Here is a 24,634-nt window from a genome sequence, read left to right on the forward strand (position 1 = left end):
GTTGCTTAAAATTGAGGCTTAATATGCAAATCCCATACTTCTTTTAAACGCTTTGCATCTGAGTCAGAAATTTGCCCTATTTTAACTAGCAACAAAAACTGTTCTAAGCAATTTAATCGAGACAGACGCAGGGTTGAAGCAACACGTAAGTTACTTGCAGCCCAATTATTTAGAGGTACATCAGTTTAATTTCTAGTGCTTGGTCAAAAGATGCGATCGCATCTTCTTAGTTTTTTAAATTCCATCGTGTTATGGCCCGAAGGTTCCAAGCAGAATAATCGTCTGGTCTAATTTTCAGTGCTTGGTCGTAGGATGCAATAGCTTCTTCAAAACGTCCTAATTTGGCTAGCACAATACCCCTATTGTACCAAGCTTGGTGTAAATCAGATTGAATTTTCAGTGCTTGGTCGTAAGATGAAATCGCTTCTTCATTGCGTCCTAATTTACCTAGTGCATTGCCCCGGTTATACCAAGCTTGGTGGTAATCTCGTATAATTTTCAGCGCTTGATCATACGATGCGATCGCTTCTGCATTGCGCCCCAAATTCGCTAACGCATTACCTTTACCATTCCAAGCATAGTGATAATCAGGTTGAATTTTCAGTGCTTGGTCGTAGGATGTGAGAGATCCTTCATATTCGTTAACAGCAACTAACAAATTTCCTATTTTAAATAATAAATTAGACCTCCGAATTAATTTTTGATATGTTTCACTAAGAAGTTCCTGAATTTCCAAAATTTTCTCTATCTTTTGTTCAGTATGGAGTTGCAAATATTCTTCATAGTCTCCTTCCAACAAAAGACGATTTGATTCTTGTTCTACTAATTCTGGCGTTGTCGGTAATTCAAACACGCCAGAACGCCAATCAAAAAAATCTGGGGCGCGATGAATAAAATAGTTTATCGAAAATGAACGCAAAAGAAAAACAAAGCTAATTGGAAAATCATCTCTAAAGCGTTCTCGCTGTTGGTTTAAGTGATTTAAAATATGCGGAACATTGGTTAAATTACTAAATTGTCCTTCTGTAATTTCCCCAAAACTTCTTTTTTCATATTTATATAAAGAATATTCCAGACCTTTAATCAATAAAATATCAACTTGCTTGTCTTTAACAAACTCTGCTACTGGCTGATATAAACTCTTAATCGCCTCAACTAAGCGCAAAATTGCAATCTTCTTCTGCGGAATCTCTTGAGGGAGTTTGAGAATTAAATTGTCTGCTTCTACAGGTGTACATTGAACAAAAAACAAACCAAATCCTGATTTTCGCTTCAGTGCGCGAAGTAAGTCTTGATAAGCTTCTTCTGGTTCTGGGGGTAAATCATCATCCCAATCACTTAAATTTGGGTTCATGAAAGTTTCGCTACGGCTTCTTGAAATTCTGGAATTCCTTGAATCAATGGATGAATATCATACCAACGCTGCATCTCTCCCTCATCATCAAAATAGCGGTATTTTAAAAGACAGCGATTATACATCAAACTCCGATACAAGTCATCATTAATAATGCGCTTAGAACAAGACACTTTCGCTAACAGATGCCATTGATGATTTTCCACAGCGCGGCGATAAGTATCTCTAGCTTGAGTAATTGCTCGTCGCACTGCCTTTTATGAAACAGGTAACTCTTCAGTGCGCCCAATAGCATCTTGAGTTAACAATAGCAAATTCCTCACATGACCTCCACTCATCAAACAAAGTCTGTCTAAGGTTTGGGGATTGTCGAAAATTTCCTTCTCTAGTGATAGTTCGGGTGCAATTTGCCGGACTCGCTTGTTAATTACTTCCTTAACTTTCTTGAGTCCTGGCTGGTAAATGTCTCCCTTGAGAGTGTTTACCATAATCATCGGCAAAATTTGGGGGTCGCCGTAGATATCTCTGAGGTCTGTTGCTCTGGTAGAATAAACCATTGAAATGGGGACAGTGTAAATCAAATGGCAATCTAAAGCTTGGAGTTGTTCGCTCCGGTCTAAAAAGACTTCCTCATAGTTGGTGCGTTCTCCGTCTTTGACTAACACCATCCGGTCTAAATTATCGACAATTACCGCCAGTTGAGTTTTACCCGTAGGTAAGTTCTTCTTTGCATCCACCAGAAATTCATTTAACACCTGAATTAAAGTGACAGTGTAAGGATCGATTTTTTGGCGAATCCTATGGCGTAATTCAGGAACAGCCCTTAAATTCGCGGTCAACTTGGCAAATTGAGCAAGTTTGGCTTCTACTCCCAGACTTTCAAACTCTATAGGAGTCTGCGCCAAATCTTTTAAATCTTCCCAACGACTTTTTAACCAGTTGAGTATAGGGTCAGGACTGGCAATTTCTTTTAAATCTTTGAGTAAACGGCGGGTACAGGCGAGGAGTATATCTGTATATTGGGCATCTTCAGAATCGATATCCTCTTGATCAGCCGCAAAATACACCACATAAAATTGCCGATTTTCTAAATACTTCTTTAACCTGAGTAATTCTGTAGACTTCCCCGCACCCCGATGACCAGAATACAATTGGCAAGTATTTCTATTTGCCAATTGCATCCGATTTCCCAACTCTTGCAAAATATCCGCATCTCCCCGCACATCCTGACAATCTACATATTTTGGATCACCTGCGGGTAAGGGTTCAAAGGGGTTAAAGGCGTTGTAGAGGTTTGCGAGTAAGTCAGTACTATTAACCATAGGTAAAAAATATAGCAATGATGCTCATAATAATCGAGATTATAGAAAATTGAGGTGCGTTCATCCACCTCAAAGACTCATTAACGGAGTTCAAAGGTGGATTCATCCAGTTCAAATACTCGTTAACGGAGTTCAAAGGTGGATTCATCCAGTTCAAATACTCGTCAACGGAGTTCAGAGGTGGATTAATCTAGTTCAAAGACTCGTCAACGGAGTTCAGAGGTGGATGAATCCACTTAAAAGACTCGTCAACGGAGTTCAGAGGTGGATGAACGCACCTCAAATACTCGTCAGCAAAAAAATTACTACGAGATAGGAAAATCTCTACTTCCCTGTTCTTACAAAAGAGAAACTGGGGTTAGAGTCTTTCGCCAGCGTTTCACCACTGTTTGTAATTCCCCTGACAACCAGCTATCAAATTGCGGATAAACTGGCAAACGGGGCACCAATTCCCACCCCGTAGGCTGTAAAATTTCTCTTAATGCCTGTTCCTGAACATGAGGATAATCGGGATTGACCTCATCTTTTGGCCCAATTCCGCCCAAATCTCGCGCACCAGCTTCGATACAAGCAAGTAACCATCGGTCATCTTTAACTAAATTCGGCGGAATTTGAATCGTAATATCTGGCGGTAAAATCTGACGCGCCCTGAAAATGACTTCTGGTAACTGATGGGGGTCAAAAGGTGGTGCATCAAAAGTTTGCTGATGTCCTGGACTATGAGGTTGCAGGATAACTTCTTGAATGTGGTGATAATGTTGATGCAGTTGAGATATAGCTGTTAATGTTTCCCACCAATCATCAACTGTTTCTCCAATTCCCAAAAGTAACCCAGTTGTAAAGGCAATCTGCAACTCTCCCGCCCATTGCAATTGTTGTAAACGGACTTCAGGTAATTTACTCGGTGCGTGCCGATGTACACTATTTAACAATGTTGGCGTTAACTGTTCCAACATCAGCCCCATCGAAACATTCACACGCTTGAGCTTTTGCATTTCTTCAAAACTCAGCGGCCCTACATTTGTATGCGGTAAAAACCCCATTGAAAGCGCTAATTCACACAAATCATAAATCCGCCCAAACCACGCCTGACGCCTTGGCAAATGGGGATGTACTTCACCGCTGAGTATGAGGATTTCACAGACTTTTTCGCTTTGAAGTGGTTTTAAAATACTTTCTGCATCTGAAAGACTCATCCAGGGACTTTTACCCGGTTCACTGCGAAAGTTGCAGTAACTACAACGATTAAAGCATTCGTAAGTCGGAACGATTGTATAAGCAGGGCTATAGGTGACAAGACGAGAATTATTAATTGGCATAAGCAGGATAATCTAAGAGAATGCCTTGCTCAAAGTGTATAGATTACCGTGTGATTAAGATAATTACTAATTCGTAATTAAAGGTACAAGCCTTTAACTTTACTTATGGAGAGAAATCAATTTATTGCTTATTTTAGAGCAAGTGACTTCAGTCATGAGGTAATAATTACAAATTACGAATTATTTTGACTGTTGTTATTATCATATTAGATAAACAATAACTATTTTGTTTTATAAATTTCTGGTAACTGCCACCAAGTAGCATGGGGATACTCGTGATGTTCCTCGTGGTAGCCAAAATGATAGCAGGTGATAAATGACCACCAAATTGGACGGCTAATTGTTTGGGCACGATGAGGCTGAATATAACCTCCTATGGGTTCGCTATGAGGTAGAAAAGTACCAAAATAAAATAATTGCAATGAACTTAAAAGCGAGGGAATCACCCAAAAGGTTGTTAGATTAGCGTGTGGTATATGAAGGATGTAATTAGCAAAGTGATAGATAAGAGTCAGAGCAATAATTTGTCCCCAACTCCAGTAACCCTTCATAAAATAAACATACCAAGCAAATAAATTTTTGTATTTCCCATTATGAAAATCTGGGTCTGTTTGACTTGCTGGATTGTGGTGATGCACCCAATGTTTTTTCAATAATTTTTTATATGGTAAAAGACCGTAAAAAGATAGGGTTAATGTCCCAATAAGATGATTAATCTTGGTGTTCTGAGGAAACACTACCCCATGCATAGCATCATGTGATGTAATAAATAATCCCGTATATAAAAATGTTTGCCATAGGATAACAGGCGATAACATCCACAATTTTAACTTGGAGATGTCAAGGGAAAGTAATAAACTCAGGCTAATGACCCATGCGCTAACAATGACAATAGCAATGAAAAGTCCCTTATACTGAGATTTACTTTTCACTACTGGTGTCAGTTTTGTTTGATGACTGGGTGGTTGTTCTAATTGAATCACGCTTTTACTCCGCCTAGTATTCAGGTAAAAATTCCTAAAATATAGTCACCACAAAAAGTACTAACCACGAGCCAGAAAACCCTTTTAGTGGTCAGTGTTTCGCATTGGACAATGCCAATACTTTAAATTGTTTATAAATATTAAGATACTTTAACTATTATTACACATGCAAGCCGATACCAACAAATATTTTCGGTTTAGAGGTTGGAAAATATAAGTGTTAACACTGAGTTACTAGTAATTCTAAAAACTAGTTTTTTATTTATTACTTACTAAACAGCCGAAGATGGTGAAAAAAAGGATGGTAACATAATTAGCGGAAATCGGGTATGAAGTGGAGTAATTCCCGCATTACGCTGTAGCCGTTGAGATCCCAAACTAGATAAGCGACAAAACCGACCATAGCTAAACGACCGTTCCAAAGTTCGGACCCAGGAGTAAACCCCAACTCTAAAGCATTACGATTCTTGGCATTGTATGTGTTTTCTGTTGCATCACTTGGGTAAAGTTCCATTGTTGATTTTCCTGAAGAATTAAATTATATTTTTAATCCTATTTAACCAATAAATTAGAGCTATTTGTCTGTAGTACTAAAGTGTAAACAAGCTAAAGGATGAGATTTTAAAGATTTTCAGGAAATATTTTTAAATTAGCAAAATAATATTTCAGATATCAGAAAAAATCTAACGAAAGTTAGAAGGTTTCCTGAGTGTTATTGCCCAAACTAAAAAAGAGCAAATAATATTTTTCAAACTTATACTATGGCTCCTACGGTATTGATTACAGGTGCTTCTGAAGGCATTGGCAAAGCAACCGCTCTTTTATTTTCTCGGCAAGGATATGACCTTGTAATTGCAGCTCGTCATGCTGAGGGCTTGGAAGCTGTAGCGCAGGAAGTACAAAGCCTTGGTGGTGCTGCAGCACCATTAACTGTTATCTGCGATGTTACTGACCCATTTCAGGTACACACATTGGTGCAAAAGGCATTGGAGCATTATGGTTATATCGATGTGTTGATAAACAATGCAGGTATCTTCGCATCGGGTCCAGTAGAGCAGTTTTCTCTGAGTGATTGGCATCAAATTATAGACACTAATTTATGGGGATATATCCATACAATTAATGCCCTTCTACCTCATTTTCTCCAGAGAGGAAGTGGAACCATTGTTAATTTAAGTTCCATCGCTGGTAAGGTGCCTACTGCTTACTTAGTTCCCTACTGTACTAGTAAGTTTGGTGTGACAGGGTTAACAGAAGCACTACAAGTAGAATTGCAGCCAAAAGGTATTCATGTTTGTGGCATTCATCCGAATTTGATTAAGAGTAGTTTGATGAAACTAGCAGTTTTTCGGGGTAAGGATGAGCAAGACGCTCAAAGTCGGCGCGAACAACTCGAAAATGTGTTTAAAAATCCTCTAGTTGAGAAGCCTGAAAATGTGGCAAATGCTATCTGGGATGCAGTTAAAAATAAGAAGCCAGAAGTAATGGTTGGTTCGGCGAATTTATCGCAGGCTTTGTATCGCTTGTTTCCTGGTTTGATTAAGTGGGTTTCTCGACAAGCCTTGAAGAATCAGGATAATTAATTTTTGATAGATAAGTCAAAGAGCTAGAGCCGCTTACTAAAAGTGAATTATCCGGGAAAAAGGAAGGATCATTAGTTTATCAGGACTCGCACTCCCGTTTAGTCACATAGTGGCGATAGCGAAACATTGCTTCTAGTTGCACTTGCACTAACCAACCACTGGCAAATTCAACTGTTCCTCCGCCAGGCATAGAGAAGGAAATAGCATCAGTCAGCCTAGTTTTGCCATTTTCTAGTTCAAATTCATGTCGATGTACCCAAGATTCAAAAGGGCCAGATATCTGTTCGTCGGTAAACAGGTGATATTTTTCACATTCAGTATGACGCGCTAACCAAGTTAAGGGTAATGGGCCGAGAAACAGGCGAAATTCGGTGATAGCGCCCACGTTCAGCCCCCCCTCACGACGAACCACTTGGACTGGCTGCCAAGGTGGATTCAGCAGTTGCAAAATATCTGGCCTTTCGTGAAATTTCCAAACTACTTCTGGTGGGGCATTAATTACTGAGAAATGTTTAAAGTGCAGCATGGAAAGAGAAACCTAAAATTCAACTTTCGGATTCGGTGTCAATCTCGATATCTAGAGTATCTTCATCAACCCGCACATACAAAATATTGGGGTTACAGCAAACTTGACAATCTTCAATATAAGATTGTTGTCCTCCAGCACTCAAATCAATAAAAGTTAAGTTCGGTTCGCCGCAATAGGCGCAGTAATACTCAGCTGTGTTTTGCATCAAGTTTTCAGCTATGAATTCAATGGCTGTAATTCCTTTGGGGATGGGTTGATATAACTCTTAGCATCAGCCAAATGCTTTAGTAGTGTAGACTGTGGCAGAGGCCCTTGCAAGTGACTCCAGGGTAATACTTGCTCTGTTGACCACTCGGCGTGGACGTAGAAATCTAAATCAGGGATTTGTCCTTTAAGTTGTTTGAAAGCACGTTTATAGCTACCCAAGGAGTCGCCAAAGTCACGAGTAAGTTGGAGGAGTTGAGACACTCTGCGATCGCCTCTGGATAACAAAGCTTGTATAATCGACCAATTATAGCTTTCGGGGCGAAACTCTATCCCCTGTGGTTTTAGCTGTTTTTGCAAAAACTGCAACCGCTTTTCTGCTTGGCGATTCACCCCAAACCATTGAAACGGTGTGTGTGCTTTGGGTACAAAGGTACTGCATCCAAATGTTAACCGCAATCCCTGTGCAGCTTTTTTAATACTACGCATCATCGCCACAGTTTGCTCTAAATCCTCTGGTTCTTCACCGGGAATTCCTGCCATTCCGTAGAGTTTCAAGCTTTTTAATCCACCAGCTTTGGCATTTATCGCCGCTTGGATGATTTCATCGTTATGCAGCTTTTTGTTGATGATTTGCCGGATTTTTTCAGAACCACTTTCTACAGCAATGGTAAGCGATCGCGTGTCTCGTTTCGCCAAAGTTTCTGCTAACTGAACAGTTACAGTATTGGTTCGCACTGAGGCAATACTGAGACGGACATCATCGTACTTTGGCTGACTAATATAATCTAGCAAAGTCTCAAATTCTGGGTGCTGAGTTACAGAAGCCCCCAATAATCCTAGCCGATTTGTAACTTCTAAACCTTTCGCGATCGCTGGAATTAATGAACTTTCAAGACTGGCTGTTCTAAAAGGCAGTGTGAGATAACTTGCCAAACAAAAGCGGCACATTTCTGGACAACTTCTTACCACTTCCACCATGTAAATATTTTCCCATGCAGCTTTTTCAGTGACTACAGTCGAGGCCGATAGAGTATTTCCCCGATAAGTTTGCTTTTGCACCACTGCGGGAATTTCTGGAGAAATTGGTTTAATTGACTTTACTGCACCATCTATGCTGTGATATTCAACTTCATACAAACTGGGAATATAAATTCCTGGGACTTGTGCAAGTCTTGTTAGTTGAGTTTGTCTAGAAGCATTTCTCACTTCTTTGTACGCCTCAATGAAATTCCCTAACAGGTTTTCGCCATCCCCCAGTAAAATTACATCAAAAAAATCTGCAAAAGGTTCAGGATTAGCTGTGAGAACGGGGCCACCACCAAAAATTATTGGATGAGAATCATCGCGAGAAGTTGCCAAAATGGGAATTTCTAAAGATTCCAGTAAATTTAAAATATTCACATAATCCAGTTCCCAGGAAATCGAAAATCCCACAATTTTCGGTGTTCTGGGGAGTTGTTCGTGAGTATCTGTAAACAGGCGACTCACCTGCACATCATCACGCATTGCCAAGGTTGCCCAAACTACCTGATAGCCGAGGCTTGTGATACCTACGCTGTATTCATTGGGAAAGGCGAAGATTATGGGGATAGCGTTGGTATCTGGGGTGGTGGGTGTAAACAGAAGGCGTTCAGAGTCAAATACAGATGATGTCACAGGCGTTTTTTACGGGTGTTTGTGAAAATGTGGGCGACTTTAAGTCGCGCCTATACAGGCAAAACCCACGAGGTGGGTTTGATTTTAGTCCGCGCAGGCTGACGAGAGTTTGTGTAGACGTAACTTATTTATAGTCATCAGGGCTTCTTTATCTATATTTAATTTTAAGCCATAGAATTATCAAGTTAAAAAACAATGTCAAGCTGTTAGCAACAATAATTGGCAAGGCTTGTAGATAAATTCCGTAAATTAACCATAAAAAAACACCGAGAATAAATGTAATCAGCATGATGAAAGAAACATCTTTTGCTGATTTTGTTCGCCATATCTGAAACATCTGTGGTAAAAAGGCAGTGGTGGTTAGTGTGGCAGCAGCTAATCCAAGAATTGTCAGAAAATCCATTTATACAAACCTATCAAATAAAGTTTTTCTTAGCTAAAAATTTAGAAAAGTATTTTTATAATACTGGATTAATGTCTTCAACTTTGCATTTTAACGCAAGGTTGAAAGTGGATAAAATCAAAATGGGAAATAGGTTAAGTTTTTTCCTTTTCCTTTAAGCTTTATCCTAATCATTAAAGGATATGTGATTGACACTAGCAAAACCGATTAATTAATTCTTCACGGGATAACTGCAATAGTAAAGGCGTAAACTCTTCTGGTGGTAACGCTAATAAAGGTTCAATAATTTCTTGAAGCTCATTATTTATTTCACCAAAACGAACTTTCAGCAAGTTTTCCACCACCAAGCGTTCTCCCTGCTGAATTCCTGTTTCGAGTCCCCGTTGTTCACCTTCTTGTATCGCCTGTTCTCGGTCTTGTTGGTAAAGTGGTGCTAATCGCATAAGTAATTCCCTATCTTCCTCGTCTTGATTTTGAGTAACTTGTAAGTTTTGTTGTAAGTTGTACAGCAATTCTAACGCTGCTTTTCGGAAAGGATTATCAGGAGTAAGTGCTTCTAGTTCGTCAATTGCTTGCTTTTGAACGTTTCCTCTACCGATGATTCTCAGCCATAAGGTTTCTGAGATAGAAGGCAACTGATGAATTGCTACTATCGCAGTACGCAAATATTCTGCCATGAAGTGTATTCCAGGCAGGTAGTCATCTTTTGGGTTAGCACCAAATCCTGATAAAAGTTGCGCTGATGCTGTGGGAGTAAGAATCCATAATTTTGGTAAATCAGATTCTAGAATGCGTGTTTTATTTCGATTGGCTTGTCGTTGGAAATCGCCACGTACCTCTAATAATTTTAATAGACAATCGCAAATTTCTGTAGCTGACGCTGCGTTACGAAAGGGTTCAAATAGAGAAGGGGTAGTGACAAGTTGACTTAATAATCTGAGTGTTTCTGGTATGTTACTTGGTTGTGGTTTAAAGATGAAATAAACGTCAATTTGTCTAACTTCTCCTGCAACTCGTCTAGCTGCTTGGACTTCGCCGTAAGGAGTGAGTAATTGTTCGAGGTAGTCTTTGGCGAATTGGTCGTGAATAAATCTGGTCATGTTGGTAGTTTGCTGATGCAAGCCAGTTTATTTACCATTATCTTACGACTTTTTGAGATAAGACTTAACCCAAGAGTAGCGTTGTGAATCTTTTTTTAGTAAATATTCTGCTGCTTCATGTCGTTTATTATCATCTTTTGTACTTCTGATTAATCGTTTTATCTCATCATCTATATCTTCAGTTTTCGCACCGCATTTAATTGCTTGTTCATGCCAATAATCTCTTTTTGCATAGTCACCCCTATCATGAGCAATAGCTGCCATCAATGTATAAGGTTGATAACTTTCAGGTTGATACCCCATAGCTTTTTTCGCACAACTTTCTGCATCAGCTAAGTTATCCATATCTCTGAAGGCTGCACCTCTAGTAACTGAAACTGCTGACTTTAAATTGCTTTCTCTGATTTGGCTTAAATCTAAGTTAGTAAGTTTTAATGCCCGTTCAGGTTCATCTGCTTTGCGCCAATAACTACTAGCGGTGGGAATATGCCATTTATGTCCAGTGCGGTGAAATTCCTGTTCATAAAACTCTGCTTCTAGCCTGTAATATGCAAGAGCAATTTTCCCGCCAGGAGATAATTGTTCCTCTTCCATAAGCTGCACAAGCAACTTAGGATCTAGCCGTTCTTTTTTCTCCAGTTTGACCATGATCGTATAAAGTGGCTCTAAGGGAAGTGAAGGATCTATCAACCCATACTTTCTCTTAAGCGCTGCAAACTGTTTTTGTTGTGCGAGGATAATGATATCTTCTCGCCCATTATTTTTTAGCCACTCAATTTCTGATTCATTTAGAACTTCTCCTGATTCTATATTAAACTTGAGAATATTAGCATATTTTTCCTTAGCAATTTCTATTGTCTTAGTCAGCTTACGCTTTTTCAGAAAGTTAATATCCTGTTCACCTAAGTGATTAGACAAATCAAGTCTTTTGAGAACTTTATACAGGTGACTTTTTGGCGATAAATCCTGATACTCAGTTGCTTTATACTTAGTTTTCAAGGCAGCAAAATCTCGTGTTTGTTCCAATTCTTGAGCAATGGCAATTGTTTCGCTAAGTCCTTGCTGTTCTAGCCAGTTAATTTCTGACTTACTCAAATTATTTTGGGCATTAATATTTTGTAGTATTAGATATAGTGGACTGGATAATGATAAGTCTAAATGTTTAATTGCTTGATATTTATCTTTTAAATCAGCAAAATGAGCTTCTTTTTCTGACTCCTGTTGCCTAAAAATACCTGCTGTTTCAAATAGCTCTCGCTTGCTCAACCATTCTAATTCAGGGGTGCTTATTCTTTGTTTACTTTCCAGTTTATTTAAAATTTTATATAATGGACTATTAATTGATGAACCTTGATATTTAGTAGCTTGGTACTTTGCCTTCAAAACAAAAAAATGCCTCTCCAATTCTACCTTATGAACAAGAGCAACCGTCCCACCAAGCCCATTATTTTTTAGCCATTCAATCTCTGAATTCGTTAATGAATTCCCTGAGTGAAACTTCCAAAGAATTGGATACAGAATAACAGAAATATTTTTGAAAGCTCCCGAAAATTTAGGGACTTGATACTGAGATTTGAGATGGGAAAACTCATTTTCTAGTTTTCTAAGTTCTTCTAACTTATATTGCTGCTGTTGGCAAACGATTTCAACTGTTTCAAAAAGTTCTTGCTCTTTTAACCAAGAGAACTCTAATTCAGTTAGCTCAATTCCTAAATCAACTTTTCGCAAGATGAGATACAACAGACTTGCAGGTGATGAATCGTTATATTTAGTTGCTTGGTACTTGGACTTTAGGCTAGTAAAGTGTTTTAAACGATTTTGGTACTCTTTGTCTGTATTGATAGCAGCAGTCATGGCACTTAGTTAAATGTGTTATCCGATACTATAACAATATCAGTAAAAAAGGGCGAGTCAGACACTCACCGTTCTTATTTGCGGTGCTTGCTGTTGTTTAAGTCGCCTGAAATTCGTCGCACTGATCTGGGCTAACAGAAAATCAGGAATTAAAATCTTAACAAGAGGCACAATAATAGCTGGAACTATTTTCAAAACATATCGTTAAAAATACCGTTGCCTGAAAGCTAGTGAATGTCGAAATCCAAAAAAATTACATGAATGCTGAAGAATTCTTAAACCAAGGATTAAACCACAGTTTGCAAGGGGATTATCAAGGAGCAATCGCAGCTTACACCCAAGCAATCAAGCTCAACCCTAACTATGCTGAAGCTTACCATAATCGAGGAATTATTCTCAGTGGTCAACTCAAAGATTATCGCAGTGCGATCGCAAATTTTAATCGCGCCATAGAAATCAATCCCAATTTTGCCACAGCCTACTATCACCGAGGTAATGCTCGTTACTTTTTAACCGATTATGAAGGAGCGATCGCGGATCATAACCGAGCATTACAAATCGATCCCAATCTCGCCCAATCTTACCACAGCCGGGGTAATGCTTACTTTGCCTTAGAAAACTACGACAAAGCGATCGCTGATTATATCCAAACAATAGAAACTAGTACCCAATTAGCTGATAATATCAATATTGATATTGCCAATGCCTATCATAATCGGGGTGTAGCTTGTTTTGAAAGCGGTAATCATCAAGGAGCAATTGCAGATTTTCAACAAGCTTTACAGTGGCATCCCCATTTTGCCGCAGCTTACAGCAATCGGGGTAATATTCATCATATCTTAGGCAATTATCAGGAAGCGATCGCTGACCACGACCGAGCATTACAATTAAATCCCAACTTGGCGGAGGCTTATCATAATCGAGGTAATGCCCACTACGCTTTAGCAGAGTATGAAAGTGCGATCACAAATTACAACCGCGCCCTAGAAATTAACCCCAAGTTTGCCGGGGCATATTACAATCGGGGTCTAGTTCTTGCTCATCTCAAAGAATATCACCGAGCAATTGAGGATTTTAACCAAGCATTAAAGTTGAATCCTGATGATCTGCAAGTTTATTGTGAGCGGGGTCTTGTCCGTAGTACTCTTGAGGATTATGAGGGTGCGATCGCAGATTATGACCAAGCGTTACAAGAAAATCCGACTCTAGCTTTAGTATACGGCTTTCGGGCGAATGCTCGTCGCCGACTGGGAGATTATCAAGGTGCAATTGAAGATAGCAATCGCCTATTACAACTTAATCCTAATTTAGCTGAAGGATATTGCGATCGCGCGGCGGCTCGTCGTTCTTTAGCAGATCATAAAGGAGCAATTAAAGATTATGATCGGGCATTAGAGATTAATGATAACTTAGCCGCAGCTTATTATGGTCGGGGTATTGCCCGTGAAGCTCTGCAAGACTTACAGGGAGCAATTGACGATAACACCCAAGCGATAGAGCTTGTGCCGGAATTTTCTCAAGCGTACTGCAATCGAGGAAATGCTCGTCGTCTTTTGGGGGATGAACAGGGGGCGATCGCAGATTATAATCAAGCATTACAAATTAATCCTGATTTAATTGAAGCATATTACAACCGAGGTTCAACCCACTATGCTTTAGAAGAATATGAAAGTGCGATCACAGATTACACCCAAGCTTTGGAAATTAATCCCCAATCTGCTGCATTTTACAGCGATCGCGCTAATGCTCGCTATGCCTTAGAAGATTTTCAAGGGGCAATAGAAGATTACAGTCGAGCGATCGCGATCGACCCCAGTTTTGCTGAAGACTGGTACAATCGGGGTCGTAGCCGTTCTTTATTAAAAGACTTACAAGGAGCGCTTGCAGACTTAAACCAAGCCTTAGAGCGTCAGCCTAATTGGGCTTCAGCTTACATCCTTCGGGCAGATGTATACCAAAATTTGGGAGACTCTCAAGGAGCAATTGCCGATTTCCAGAAATCCGCTGACCTATATTACCAAGAAGGAAATATCCAGTATTATCAACAAATTATTCAGCTAATTGAACAACTTCAATCAAGATAGAATGTATCGGTATCGATGAGGTGAAAGATCATCCCTATTGTAGAATTGACTTCTACAGAAATACTAAAACTTTCTCGAAGACAATTGCATCAACCCACACATCTGAGTTGTAAATTAGTTCTCCCACTTGTTGATATCCTCTGTAAATGATGATTGCATCGACAGCGCCAATTCTACACCGCTAGCACCACCACCCACGATCGCAATGCTAATTGGTTCTTGAGGATTTTTACCTACAGCTTCAATTAGTTCATACCAATGTCCCAATAGCTGCGATCGCATATTCTGCTGCACCTGATACAGACACTGTGACCGAAGTGCTGCCAATATCAACAGACAGTACATCAAAATCTACCGTAAGTCCGTTAGCACGAAGAACTTTGTTATTTTCCAAGTCTAGGGCAACTACTCTGTTAATATACAACTGTGCTTGAGCAAAGGTCGCAAATCAATATGGCATTCCTCGTGGCTGTTAAATCCAGCAATGTGTCCTGGTAACATTCCATCGGCTGTCTTTTGATTTGTAGTAATCAACGTCAAACGTACTTTGGGTAACGGCTTTATTCCAAACATTATCAGGACAATTGATGGCTGTGACTGCCACCAATCAGCACTAAGTCTTTAACTATCGTATGTTGACAGTAATCATTAATTCTTTTCATACTATAAAAAATATTTCAAAAAATATTTCATCAACAAATAACAGTCAATTCTCAAAAATATGTCTGGGGATACATGCTTTTCAGCAAAAAGTTAACCAAACTCAGTATAATTTACAAAAACAACGTTTAAAAATAGCAATTGAACAACTAGGGAATAAGACAATAGAAACCAGTCTCGCTGTTATTAATGATTTAGAGCAAATTGCCCATAATTATCCACAGTACCACTGGATAATCATGGAGATTCTTACTAATTTTGTCCGAGAAAATGCTCATTACACGCCCCAAAAGGAAGTAACAAGCAATATCGGGGCAAAAATTCGTGCAGATATTCAAGCAGCCCTTACGGTTATCGCTAGAAGAGATGTAAGTAAATCGGTGGGAATAAATCAAACTATGTTAAGTAATGTCAAAACATTGAGATTGGCTTTTAGTAGGGGCTTTAGCCCTGATATTAGGGCTAAAGCCCTGACTAAAAACCAGAAATTATTTATACCGAGCTACTTAAATAAAGACTCAGAAAATGAGCAACTTGATTTAAGTCACGCGGACATGAGAGGAGCAAACCTGAATAGGGCGAACCTAGAACAGACAAATCTCTATCAAGCTAATCTTGCTGGGGCTAATCTTAGAGAAGCTAATCTTGCTGGGGCAATCCTCAGTGCAGCTAACCTAGAAGGAGCTAACTTATATCTAGCCAACCTAGAAGGAGCAATCCTCAGTGCAGCTAACCTAAAAGGAGCTAACCTAGAAGGAGCTAACCTGCATTGTGCAAGCTTATATCTAGCTAGGTTGGACGGGGCAATTCTCGATGATGCCATACTTGATGGGGCAAATCTTAGGGAAGCCAAATTTTCTAAGTAAAATACTAGTACCGCAAGCTGTAAATCCAGCTACCATTCCAATTAACAAGACTTGGGGCTTAACAACGGGCAAAATCCCCTTGTTAAAAGTAGTCAAACTTCCGCCACAGCTTACTATAGCAGTCCTAAATGATTCGTAAACTTCTTTCCTTCTTCTTTTGGCCCTCTTCTCTAACGAGACGCTGCACGTACCCCTACAGGGAAGCAAGCTACACGTAATGTCTCGTAGAGAAGGCGGCAACTCTTGGAGACGCTGCACGTTGGCGGAAGCCTCTCGTAGAGATGGCGGTAGCCTGCGGCAAGCCGCTGCGCGTCTACGATAATTTTTACAACTCATATAATAATGTCCGCCAAATTACCCATACAAGAACCCCACCCCCAACCCCTAAGAGCAGACTCTTAGGTTAGCTCAAGCGCAGCTTAGGCGGGGTGGGGTTCTCTTATGATGCTTAATTGCCCGGACATGATATCAAATAAGATTGCTATAGTACGGTTTATCTACGAGACGCTACGCGTTCGCCTCTGGTCTGGTAGATAAGGCGGAATTCGTAATTCTTGTACCACAAGCGTTTCATTGTTTTGGAATAGGTGGTTTATTTCTGTCGAAACGTATAAGTATATTCGATGTTATTCCTTAGTTCAATGAGTGCCTTGACACCTATTATAATTTTTTGCTAAATGCTATACTATTTTTCCCAATTATCTAAGTAATAATTCTAGGTTGTAAGGAAAATCTTTACCATGTCTTCTAAAAAGACAGACGCTCCGTTGAATTGGTTGATAACTATAACAGTTATATTTGGCTTCTCATTGACTGTAATTTTATTCGCGTTGTCCAGTATTAAGGAGTTGTCAATTCAGGAAAAAATCCAATATAGAAACCAAGCATTAGCAACTACTGCAATAGTTTTTCTAGCATCGGCAGCAATATTTAATACTTATTATGCATCAAAGCGTGCCCAAGCGATGCAGAAAAATGCGATCGCTGCTGAGAAAAACCTGGAAATTGGCATTCAGAATGCCAAAATCAATCAAGACAGATTGATTTCAGAACGCTTTATGGGGGCAATTGCCCAGCTTGGTCATGATAAGATTGAAACCCGAACAGGTGCAATTTATGCATTAGAAAGAGTTGCTCAGGATTTTCCTACAGAACACTGGACAATCATGGAAATCCTCACTGCCTTTGTGCGAGAGAATGTACCTATCCAGCCGGTGAGGGTAGAGCAACAAAAGCCGGAATATTCACCAGCAGATTACTCAGGTAGGCGTAAAAGTGGGTCGCGTCCGACTCAGCAGTTGGAGCAAAACCTGCATGAAGAATTGCCAAACATCCGCACCGATATTCAAGCAGCCCTAACTGTCATCGGCAGGCGTAATTTACTCGAAGACCCAAAAGATCAAAAACTTGATTTACGCAATATCGACATTAGACGAGCAGACCTGCTAGGAGTTAATCTCCAACAAGCAGACTTACGTGGTTCTGACTTGAGTGGGGCTGACCTGCGTGGAGCCGACTTGAGTGAGGCTGACCTGAATGGCGCTAAACTCGTTAAGTCTATTCTCTATGAAACTAAATTACAAAAAGCTAGTTTATGTGGAGCAAACCTTTGTTGGGCTAATCTCAACCGCGCTAATCTCTGTGGGGCAAACATGCGTTCAGCCAACCTCTGTGGCGCAAGTCTGCGTATAGCTAATCTGCAAGGAGCAAACCTCTATAAAGCTAACTTGCAACAAGCAACCTTAAAAATGGCCAATCTCTCTGGAGCAAAGTTGTTTCTCGCTAACTTGCAAGGAGCAAAACTGGGTAAAGCCAATTTGCAGATGACGGGTTTAATTGGTGCTAACCTTTCAGGGGCTAACTTAAATGGGGCCAACCTTTCTGGGGCTAACTTGAATGCAGCCAAACTTCACCAAACGGAAGTCTATTTTGCCAACCTCTCAGAAGCCACCTTAACGGAAGCTGACCTGCATCAAGCAAACCTGATCGGAGCAAACTTGTATAGGGCAACCTTTTATCAAGCTAACCTGACTCAGGCAAACCTGATGGGAGCTAACTTCTCAGAAGCTAACCTCAGTGATGTCAAACTGGAAGGGACAATTTTAACAGGGGCTAAAAACTTAGAGTTGCAGCAGATTAGAAAGGCACTTGGCGATCGCACTACTCGCTTACCTGATTATATCGAAGTACCGACAGATTGGCGGCAGTCTGGTTAAGTTATCGCAGCATCATTATTTATTTGGGCGCATTCTACCGTTTTCACTTAAGGCTATAGTTTTATACCAAAAGTCTCCGTAACAATTCTGGAGATGAGGAAGAAACATAATTTATGTCTGATAACAAGACAGACACACCCAGAAATTCCTTTATATTTCTAATTTCATTTACTGTATTTGCATTATTTATTATTTCATCCGTTATGGTCGCTTACTTTGTCTGGGATATATCCCCGTCAGATGAACGACTAAAAAATGAAATGGAAGCGTTAAAAACTAATGCGACAATTTTCGGTGGAATTGCAGTGTTTATCAATGCGTTCTATGCTGCGAAGCGTTGGGAAGCTATGGATAAAAGTGCTGATGCTGCAAATAAGACTGCTAAAGCTGCGCTCCAAAATGCCCAAGCTGCACAAGACAAGCAAATCACAGAACGCTTTGCGAAGGCGATTGAACAGCTTGGAAATGAAAAGATTGAAGTGCGATTAGGGGCAATTTATACTTTAGAACGAATTGCTAAAGATTCTCCTCAAGATCGCTGGACAATCATGGAAGTCCTCACGGCTTTTGTGCGAGAGAATGCTCCGTTGAAAAAAGACGAAGAAAAGGCAGAGAATGCAAAACCGTTAATCCAGTCAGACGAGATAGAGCAAAAACCAAAACTTAAGACGGATATTCAAGCAGCCCTTACCGTCATTGGACGGCGCAAGCCTGAGAATGACTCGAAACATGAGTGGCTTGATTTACGTAATATCGATATCAGGGGAGCAGACCTCACGAAAGTCGAGATGCAAGGGGCAAATCTTATGGAAGCTAACTTGCAATGGGCTGTATTCGAGGAAGCCAAGCTGCAAGGAGCATTTTTTTCTAGAGCCAACCTACGAAGGGCAGACCTTTCGGAAGCCAATCTGCAAAACGCTGACTTCAATAGAGCTAACCTGCAAAAAGCATACCTAATGGATGCTAACCTGCAAGGGGCTTGCTTTGAAGAAGCCAACTTGGAAGGAGCAGACCTTGACGGAGCAAATCTGGAAGAAGCATTTCTGATAGGGGCAAACCTTTCTGAAGCCGAAAATCTAGGACAAGAGCAGATTGAAGAGGCAATTGGCGATCGCACAACAATCTTACCGGAAAATCTTCAACCACCGGAACATTGGAAAGCTCAAGTTTCACCCTTTTAACCTCAACGTCGAGCCTTTTAACCTCAACGTCGAGCCTTTTAACCCCAACGTCGAACCTTTTAACCTCAACGTCGAGCCTTTTAACCTCAACGTCGAACCTTTTAACCTCAACGTTGAGCCTTTTAACCTCAACGTTGAGCCTTTTAACCTCAACGTCGAGCCTTTGAACCTCAAACGTCACCTTTTTAAGATATAAGATTGGCTAGAGTGACTGCAAAACCTAACTTACTGGTATAACCTGATAAATATTCCCTAAGCAAGAGATAAACAATAGGACACCTGTCTTATCTTAGTATTTCTATGGGAATAGGAAAAGGAGATGTCTGTAACAAAAGGACTAAGAAGTTTAGATTTAATTCGGGAGCTTCGGCAGCAACTCAATCTTTCTCAGAAACAGTTTGCTGCTAGATTAGGAGTTTCATTCAAAACAGTCAATCGCTGGCAGAATGGGCATACAGTGCCTTCACAGATAGCATTAAAACTAATAGAAGAAATGTTACGGAAGATGGGTGAACCTGGTAAAAGTTTGCTGAACCAGTATTTTCCAGAAGCAGAGTCGGGTTATGACTCATAAAGTGAGGACATTCAAACCTAAAGACATCTTTGCTGGCGGTAGAAACAAAGGTGCAATCATTCCAGAGCAACTGTTGCACTATACTATTGCTTTGCTATCCGTTGCTTTAGGACTGGGAGTAACGATGCTGCTCCGTCCATATCTGAGCGCAACCCCTTCTGCACTATTTTTTGCAGCGGTGATGGTGAGTGCCTGGTACGGGGGTTTCGCACCAGGACTATTTGCAACAGTTTTGTCTACTTTGGTAGTCAACTACTTGTTTCTTCAGCCGCTCTATCCGCTGTACATTACACATCGGGACATTTTAGTGCGGCTGGCCGTGTTCATGATGACAGCAGGGTTAATCGTCTGGCTCAATGAATCACGCCGCACAGCCCAAAGGAAAGCTGAAGCAAGCCTCAAGTCCCTACGCCAAAGTGAGGCAAGGTTTGGTCGCTTAGTAGAGTCCAATATTATCGGGGTGATTGTGACTGATGTGAACGGCTCGATCATTGAAGCTAATGATGCCTTTCTGCAAATGCTCAATTATACACGCGAGGATCTGCGCTCTGGTCGAATCCGCTTGGGTGAGATCACCCCACCCCAATACCTTGAGGTGAGTGAGCAATCAATTCAAGAACTGAGAATTACCGGGGGGTGTAAGCCTTTTGAGCAGGAATATATCCGTAAAGATGGCTCTCTAATTCTTGCCTTACTTGGCTTTGTCAAGCAGGAAGAGACTATCATTGGTTTTGTTCTTGACTGGAGCGAACGACAAGCCGCGCTACGCGATCGCAACCAGGTAGAAGCAGCGTTGCGTGAAAGTGAAGCCCGTTTTCGTCATCTGGCAGACACCGCTCCCGTACTGGTGTGGATGTCTGGCACTGACAAACTCTATTATTACTTCAATAAACCCTGGCTAGAGTTTACCGGGCGGACTCTGGAGCAAGAGATGGGCAACGGGTGGGCTGAAGGTGTTCATGAGGATGATTTTCAGCATTGCTTAGACACACACATCAATGCCTTTGATGCCCGACAAGATTTTAAAATGGAATATCGCTTCAGACGCAATGATTCCGAATACCGTTGGATTTTGGATACTGGTGTGCCTCGGTTTACACCAACTGGGGAATTTCTTGGCTATATTGGCTCCTGTGTTGATATCCATGATCGCAAAGTTGCTGAAGCCGCCCTGCAACAACTGAACGAAATGCTAGAACAACGGATTCAAGAGCGTACTCTCCAACTCGAAGCTGCTAACAAGGAACTAGAATCCTTCTCCTATTCAGTCTCTCACGACTTGCGAGCACCACTTCGCCACATCGCCGGATTTATAGAATTGCTTCAAAAGCGGCATAGCTCAACAAGCACGTTAGATGAAACGAGTCAGCGCTATTTAAGAATAATTGCCGAAACTGCCAAACTGGCAGGAATACTAATCGATGAGTTGCTCACATTTTCCCGCATGGGGCGCACCGAGATGCGCTACATCAATCTGAATATGGAGCAACTAGTGCAAGAGATAAAGCGCGATTTGGTCAGCCAAACTCCAGGACGCACAATTAATTGGCACATAGAGTCAGTGCCAGAAGTACAAGGCGACCCTTCCATGCTGCGGCTCGTCCTTCGCAACCTCATAGGCAATGCCGTAAAATATACCCAGACTCGAAACCCAGCAGAAATTACTATTGGAAGTACTGAGAATGAAAACGAAGTTGTCTTTTTTATAGAAGATAACGGCGTAGGTTTTAATATGCAATATGTTCACAAGCTATTCGGAGTATTTCAACGCCTGCATAGTGACCAACAATTTGAAGGTACAGGTGTTGGATTGGCAAACGTGCAACGCATTATTCATCGACATAATGGCCAAGTCTGGGCAGAGGCTGTAGTTGACAGTGGAGCCACCTTCTATTTCTCACTACCTAAACTACAGAAGTTGGAGGGCGAATGAAAGAACTCAAGCGAATTCTACTGATTGAAGACAGTGCTAACGATGCAGAGTTAATATTGGCCGCCTTGTCAGAAAATCATCTCGCCAACGAAGTAGTGGTAGTGCGCGATGGAGAGGAAGCACTAGATTATCTCTATCGCCGGGGGCTGTTCCGGTTGCGAATGCAGGGGCATCCTATTGTAGTGCTGCTCGATTTGAAACTGCCTAAAATTGATGGACTAGAAGTACTGGCACAACTAAAATCTGACCCAGTAATGCGAGTGATTCCGATCGTGGTATTAACTTCTTCCCGTGAGGAGCCAGACTTAGTTCGATGCTACGAGTTAGGTGTAAATGCGTATGTCGTCAAACCTGTAGATTACCATGAGTTTGCCGATGCTATCAAGGGTCTGGGACTGTTTTGGGCAGTGATTAATCAGCCACCCGTTGGTGCTCTACCCTCTGCACCTCATCGTCAACAGGAGATTAAATGATGAATGTCCTGCGTTTTCTGCTTTTGGAAGACAGTCCCTTAGATGCAGAGCTTGCCCAAGCGATATTAATCGAAGGGGGAATTAATTGCGAACTGATCAGAGTCGAAACCGGTGCTGATTTCCTGGTGGCTCTGGAAACAGAGGATTTCGATTTAATTCTTGCCGATTATGCCTTGCCTTCTTTTGATGGAATTTCGGCTCTGGAAATTGCCCGAAATCGCACTCCAGAGGTTCCTTTTATTTTTGTCTCTGCCGCATTGGGCGAAGAATTAGCGATCGAAGCCTTGAAGAACGGTGCAACGGATTATGTATTAAAGCAACGACTAGGGCGGTTAGTTCCCTCGGTGCAACGGGCATTGCGAGAAGCCAAGGAGCGCCGGGAGCGCCAGCAAGCTGAGGAATTGCTACAGAAGAGTGAAGCCAGGTATCGCAGAATTGTTGATACCTCTTATGAGGGAATCTGGATGATTGACTCTCAATCACGAACAGAGTTTGTGAATCAACGGTTATCCGAGATGTTAGGTTATCCGGCTCAAGAGATGCTCGGTCGTTCCATGTTTGATTTTATGGATCAAGCTGATGGGATAGTAGTCGAAAAGATACTAAAGTGGCTAAAACGAGAAGGGAGTGATTTAAAAGAAGGTCAATTGCGCTGCAAGGATGGTTCGTATATCTGGACGCTGATTTCTGCTAGAGCTATTTTTAGTGAACAAAATGAGTTCTTGGGCGCGATCGCCATGCTAACTGATATCAGCGATCGCAAACGCACTGAATCAGAACGCGATCGCCTTTTCCAACTTGAGCAAACAGCCAGGGCAGAAGCAGAAGCGGCTAACCGCATAAAAGATGAGTTTTTGGCGGTACTTTCCCATGAATTGCGATCGCCACTGAATCCAATTCTCGGTTGGGCAAAACTGTTACAGAGCCGTAAATTTGATGATACAGCGCTCCAAAAAGCCCTTGAAACCATTGAGCGCAATGCTAAATTACAAGCTGAACTAATTGAAGACTTGCTCGATGTTTCTCGTATTCTCCAAGGCAAACTCAATCTCAAGATGATACCAGTCAATCTGCCATCCACGATTCAAGCAGCAATGGAGACAGTACGTTTAGCAGCAGAGGCTAAAACTATTCAAATTGAGAGGATGCTTGATCCGAAGGCGAAAGTTTTGGGTGATTCAGCCCGCTTACAGCAAGTTTTCTGGAACCTTTTATCAAATGCCGTCAAATTTACACCGATTGGCGGAAAAGTAAATGTGCAATTGGAGTGCATCGACGCTCAAGTGCAGATTACTGTCAGTGATACAGGTAAAGGCATTCACTCTGACTTTTTAGTTCATGTGTTTGACTATTTCCGTCAAGGTGACAGTACAACAACTAGAAAATTTGGTGGGTTAGGATTAGGTTTAGCGATCGCTCGTCACTTGGTTGAGATGCACGGTGGAACGATTTCGGCCGAAAGTCTTGGGGAGGAGCAGGGAGCCATCTTCACAATTATGTTACCACTGCTCAAGGACAGTGCAATAATCGAGGATGACCCGAATGCTGATTCCTCAACTGCCATTTTTGCCTCCTCTCCCCTGATGGGTGTACAAATCCTAGTTGTGGATGACAATACTGATAGCCGCAACTTTTTCAGCTTTGTGCTGGAACAGTTTGGCGCGATCGTCACCGCCGTTGGATCGGCAGATGAAGCATTACAAGCGCTAACACAGTCAAAGCCAGATATCTTACTCAGCGATATTGGAATGCCAGAGATGAACGGCTATATGCTGATGCAACAGGTGCGGGATCTGGAAGCAGAAGTAGGGGGAAAACAGATTCCAGCGATCGCTCTGACTGCTTATGCAGGCGAAATCAATCAGCAGCAAGCACTAAGAGCCGGGTTTCAACAGCACATCGTTAAACCTGTAGCACCAGAGGAATTGCTCATGGCGATTTCCAATTTAGTCAGATGTGTTTAGGTGTTTGTGATAAATCTGAGTAATTAGATAAACCTCGTTAAAACATTAACCCAACCGGATTGGATGCGATCGCGCACTGAAGTGATTGGTAGCAAATGGGTTGGTTAATTTAAAAAACAATTCAGCAAAAGAACTTTCCGGAGTGAAACATATCACTAAAAATCAGAAAGCTATCAAATTCAAAGAGATTTTTTAGTGATTGAAGTTTATTTATATTTCCTGATAAAAATATTTCCTTATAACTAAATTTCCTTTGATTGTGGGCGCTGTTACAAAGCGTAATTTGGAAAACGTTTACTATACCTGAGTACTTTCAAAAAACAAAAGTAGTTCATCAGGAACATAAGTATCTTAATACTGGAGAGTAATATCA

General features: G+C 41.1%; 19 protein-coding genes and 2 pseudogenes. 9 read left to right on the plus strand and 12 right to left on the minus strand.

Going from position 1 to position 24,634, the window contains the following annotated elements; genetic code table 11:
- Positions 1-226 precede the first annotated feature (226 nt).
- From Q0541_RS12710 to Q0541_RS12730, 5 genes and pseudogenes are all read right to left on the minus strand, one after another.
- Positions 227-1,354 (minus strand): tetratricopeptide repeat protein, encoded by a 1,128-nt coding sequence (locus tag Q0541_RS12710; RefSeq protein WP_366941865.1) that lies wholly within the window; start codon positions 1,352-1,354, stop codon positions 227-229.
- A pseudogene (locus tag Q0541_RS12715) lies at positions 1,351-2,676 on the minus strand (ATP-binding protein). The gene Q0541_RS12710 and the pseudogene Q0541_RS12715 overlap by 4 nt, the downstream one beginning before the upstream one ends.
- A 338-nt stretch (positions 2,677-3,014) precedes the next feature.
- Positions 3,015-3,995 (minus strand): 7,8-didemethyl-8-hydroxy-5-deazariboflavin synthase subunit CofG, encoded by a 981-nt coding sequence (cofG, locus tag Q0541_RS12720; protein WP_298910685.1) that lies wholly within the window; start codon positions 3,993-3,995, stop codon positions 3,015-3,017.
- A 221-nt stretch (positions 3,996-4,216) separates the two neighbouring features.
- Positions 4,217-4,978, minus strand: a complete 762-nt coding sequence (crtW, locus tag Q0541_RS12725; RefSeq protein WP_298910688.1) for a beta-carotene ketolase CrtW — start codon at positions 4,976-4,978, stop codon at positions 4,217-4,219.
- 313 nt (positions 4,979-5,291) lie between these two features.
- A complete protein-coding gene (locus Q0541_RS12730; RefSeq protein ID WP_298910690.1) occupies positions 5,292-5,492 on the minus strand; it encodes a chlorophyll a/b-binding protein in 201 nt (66 codons plus the stop codon).
- A 247-nt stretch (positions 5,493-5,739) separates the two neighbouring features.
- On the opposite strand from Q0541_RS12730, the gene Q0541_RS12735 reads away from it, so the two are divergent.
- The gene (locus Q0541_RS12735) at positions 5,740-6,561 is read left to right on the plus strand and encodes an SDR family oxidoreductase (RefSeq protein ID WP_298910694.1); all 822 of its coding nucleotides are present in this window, start codon (positions 5,740-5,742) and stop codon (positions 6,559-6,561) included.
- Positions 6,562-6,640: 79 nt separating this feature from the next.
- On the opposite strand, the gene Q0541_RS12740 is transcribed toward Q0541_RS12735, so the two are convergent.
- From Q0541_RS12740 to Q0541_RS12765, 6 genes are all read right to left on the minus strand, one after another.
- Positions 6,641-7,087, minus strand: coding sequence for an SRPBCC family protein (locus tag Q0541_RS12740; protein WP_298910697.1), 447 nt, complete (start codon positions 7,085-7,087; stop codon positions 6,641-6,643).
- Positions 7,088-7,106: 19 nt separating this feature from the next.
- Positions 7,107-7,295, minus strand: a complete 189-nt coding sequence (locus Q0541_RS12745) for a CPXCG motif-containing cysteine-rich protein (RefSeq protein WP_190728608.1) — start codon at positions 7,293-7,295, stop codon at positions 7,107-7,109.
- 11 nt (positions 7,296-7,306) lie between these two features.
- Positions 7,307-8,953, minus strand: coding sequence for a radical SAM protein (locus Q0541_RS12750; protein WP_298910705.1), 1,647 nt, complete (start codon positions 8,951-8,953; stop codon positions 7,307-7,309).
- Between the two features lie 148 nt (positions 8,954-9,101).
- Positions 9,102-9,356 carry a SemiSWEET transporter gene (locus tag Q0541_RS12755; protein WP_298910708.1) on the minus strand — a complete coding sequence of 85 codons (255 nt, stop codon included), beginning with the start codon at positions 9,354-9,356 and terminating at the stop codon, positions 9,102-9,104.
- A gap of 194 nt (positions 9,357-9,550) precedes the next feature.
- A complete protein-coding gene (locus Q0541_RS12760) occupies positions 9,551-10,456 on the minus strand; it encodes a hypothetical protein (RefSeq protein WP_298910711.1) in 906 nt (301 codons plus the stop codon).
- Positions 10,457-10,498: 42 nt separating this feature from the next.
- Positions 10,499-12,310 (minus strand): hypothetical protein, encoded by a 1,812-nt coding sequence (locus tag Q0541_RS12765; RefSeq protein WP_298910714.1) that lies wholly within the window; start codon positions 12,308-12,310, stop codon positions 10,499-10,501.
- Positions 12,311-12,567: 257 nt separating this feature from the next.
- Between Q0541_RS12765 and Q0541_RS12770 the strand changes: the two genes are divergently transcribed.
- Positions 12,568-14,394: a tetratricopeptide repeat protein gene (locus Q0541_RS12770; protein WP_298910717.1), complete on the plus strand. Its 1,827-nt coding sequence runs from the start codon at positions 12,568-12,570 to the stop codon at positions 14,392-14,394.
- Between the two features lie 150 nt (positions 14,395-14,544).
- On the opposite strand, the pseudogene Q0541_RS12775 reads toward Q0541_RS12770, so the two are convergent.
- Positions 14,545-15,056, minus strand: a pseudogene (locus Q0541_RS12775) (FAD-dependent oxidoreductase); the annotation flags it as partial.
- Between Q0541_RS12775 and Q0541_RS12780 the strand changes: the two are divergent.
- From Q0541_RS12780 to Q0541_RS12810, 7 genes are all read left to right on the plus strand, one after another.
- Complete coding sequence (locus Q0541_RS12780) at positions 15,027-15,920, plus strand: pentapeptide repeat-containing protein (RefSeq protein ID WP_298910719.1); 894 nt, start codon at positions 15,027-15,029, stop codon at positions 15,918-15,920. The pseudogene Q0541_RS12775 and the gene Q0541_RS12780 sit on opposite strands and share 30 nt — an antisense overlap.
- A 740-nt stretch (positions 15,921-16,660) precedes the next feature.
- Positions 16,661-18,136, plus strand: coding sequence for a pentapeptide repeat-containing protein (locus Q0541_RS12785; RefSeq protein ID WP_298910722.1), 1,476 nt, complete (start codon positions 16,661-16,663; stop codon positions 18,134-18,136).
- Between the two features lie 113 nt (positions 18,137-18,249).
- A complete protein-coding gene (locus tag Q0541_RS12790) occupies positions 18,250-19,317 on the plus strand; it encodes a pentapeptide repeat-containing protein (RefSeq protein ID WP_298910725.1) in 1,068 nt (355 codons plus the stop codon).
- Positions 19,318-19,636: 319 nt separating this feature from the next.
- Positions 19,637-19,891: a helix-turn-helix transcriptional regulator gene (locus tag Q0541_RS12795; protein WP_298910727.1), complete on the plus strand. Its 255-nt coding sequence runs from the start codon at positions 19,637-19,639 to the stop codon at positions 19,889-19,891.
- The gene (locus tag Q0541_RS12800; protein WP_298910728.1) at positions 19,881-21,824 is read left to right on the plus strand and encodes a PAS domain S-box protein; all 1,944 of its coding nucleotides are present in this window, start codon (positions 19,881-19,883) and stop codon (positions 21,822-21,824) included. The genes Q0541_RS12795 and Q0541_RS12800 overlap by 11 nt, the downstream gene beginning before the upstream one ends.
- Positions 21,821-22,297 (plus strand): response regulator, encoded by a 477-nt coding sequence (locus Q0541_RS12805; RefSeq protein WP_298910732.1) that lies wholly within the window; start codon positions 21,821-21,823, stop codon positions 22,295-22,297. The genes Q0541_RS12800 and Q0541_RS12805 overlap by 4 nt, the downstream gene beginning before the upstream one ends.
- Positions 22,294-24,261 carry a response regulator gene (locus Q0541_RS12810; RefSeq protein ID WP_298910733.1) on the plus strand — a complete coding sequence of 656 codons (1,968 nt, stop codon included), beginning with the start codon at positions 22,294-22,296 and terminating at the stop codon, positions 24,259-24,261. The genes Q0541_RS12805 and Q0541_RS12810 overlap by 4 nt, the downstream gene beginning before the upstream one ends.
- Positions 24,262-24,634: the final 373 nt, after the last annotated feature.

Source organism: uncultured Nostoc sp. (assembly GCF_937863485.1).
In the GTDB taxonomy this organism is placed as follows: Bacteria; Cyanobacteriota; Cyanobacteriia; order Cyanobacteriales; family Nostocaceae; genus Nostoc.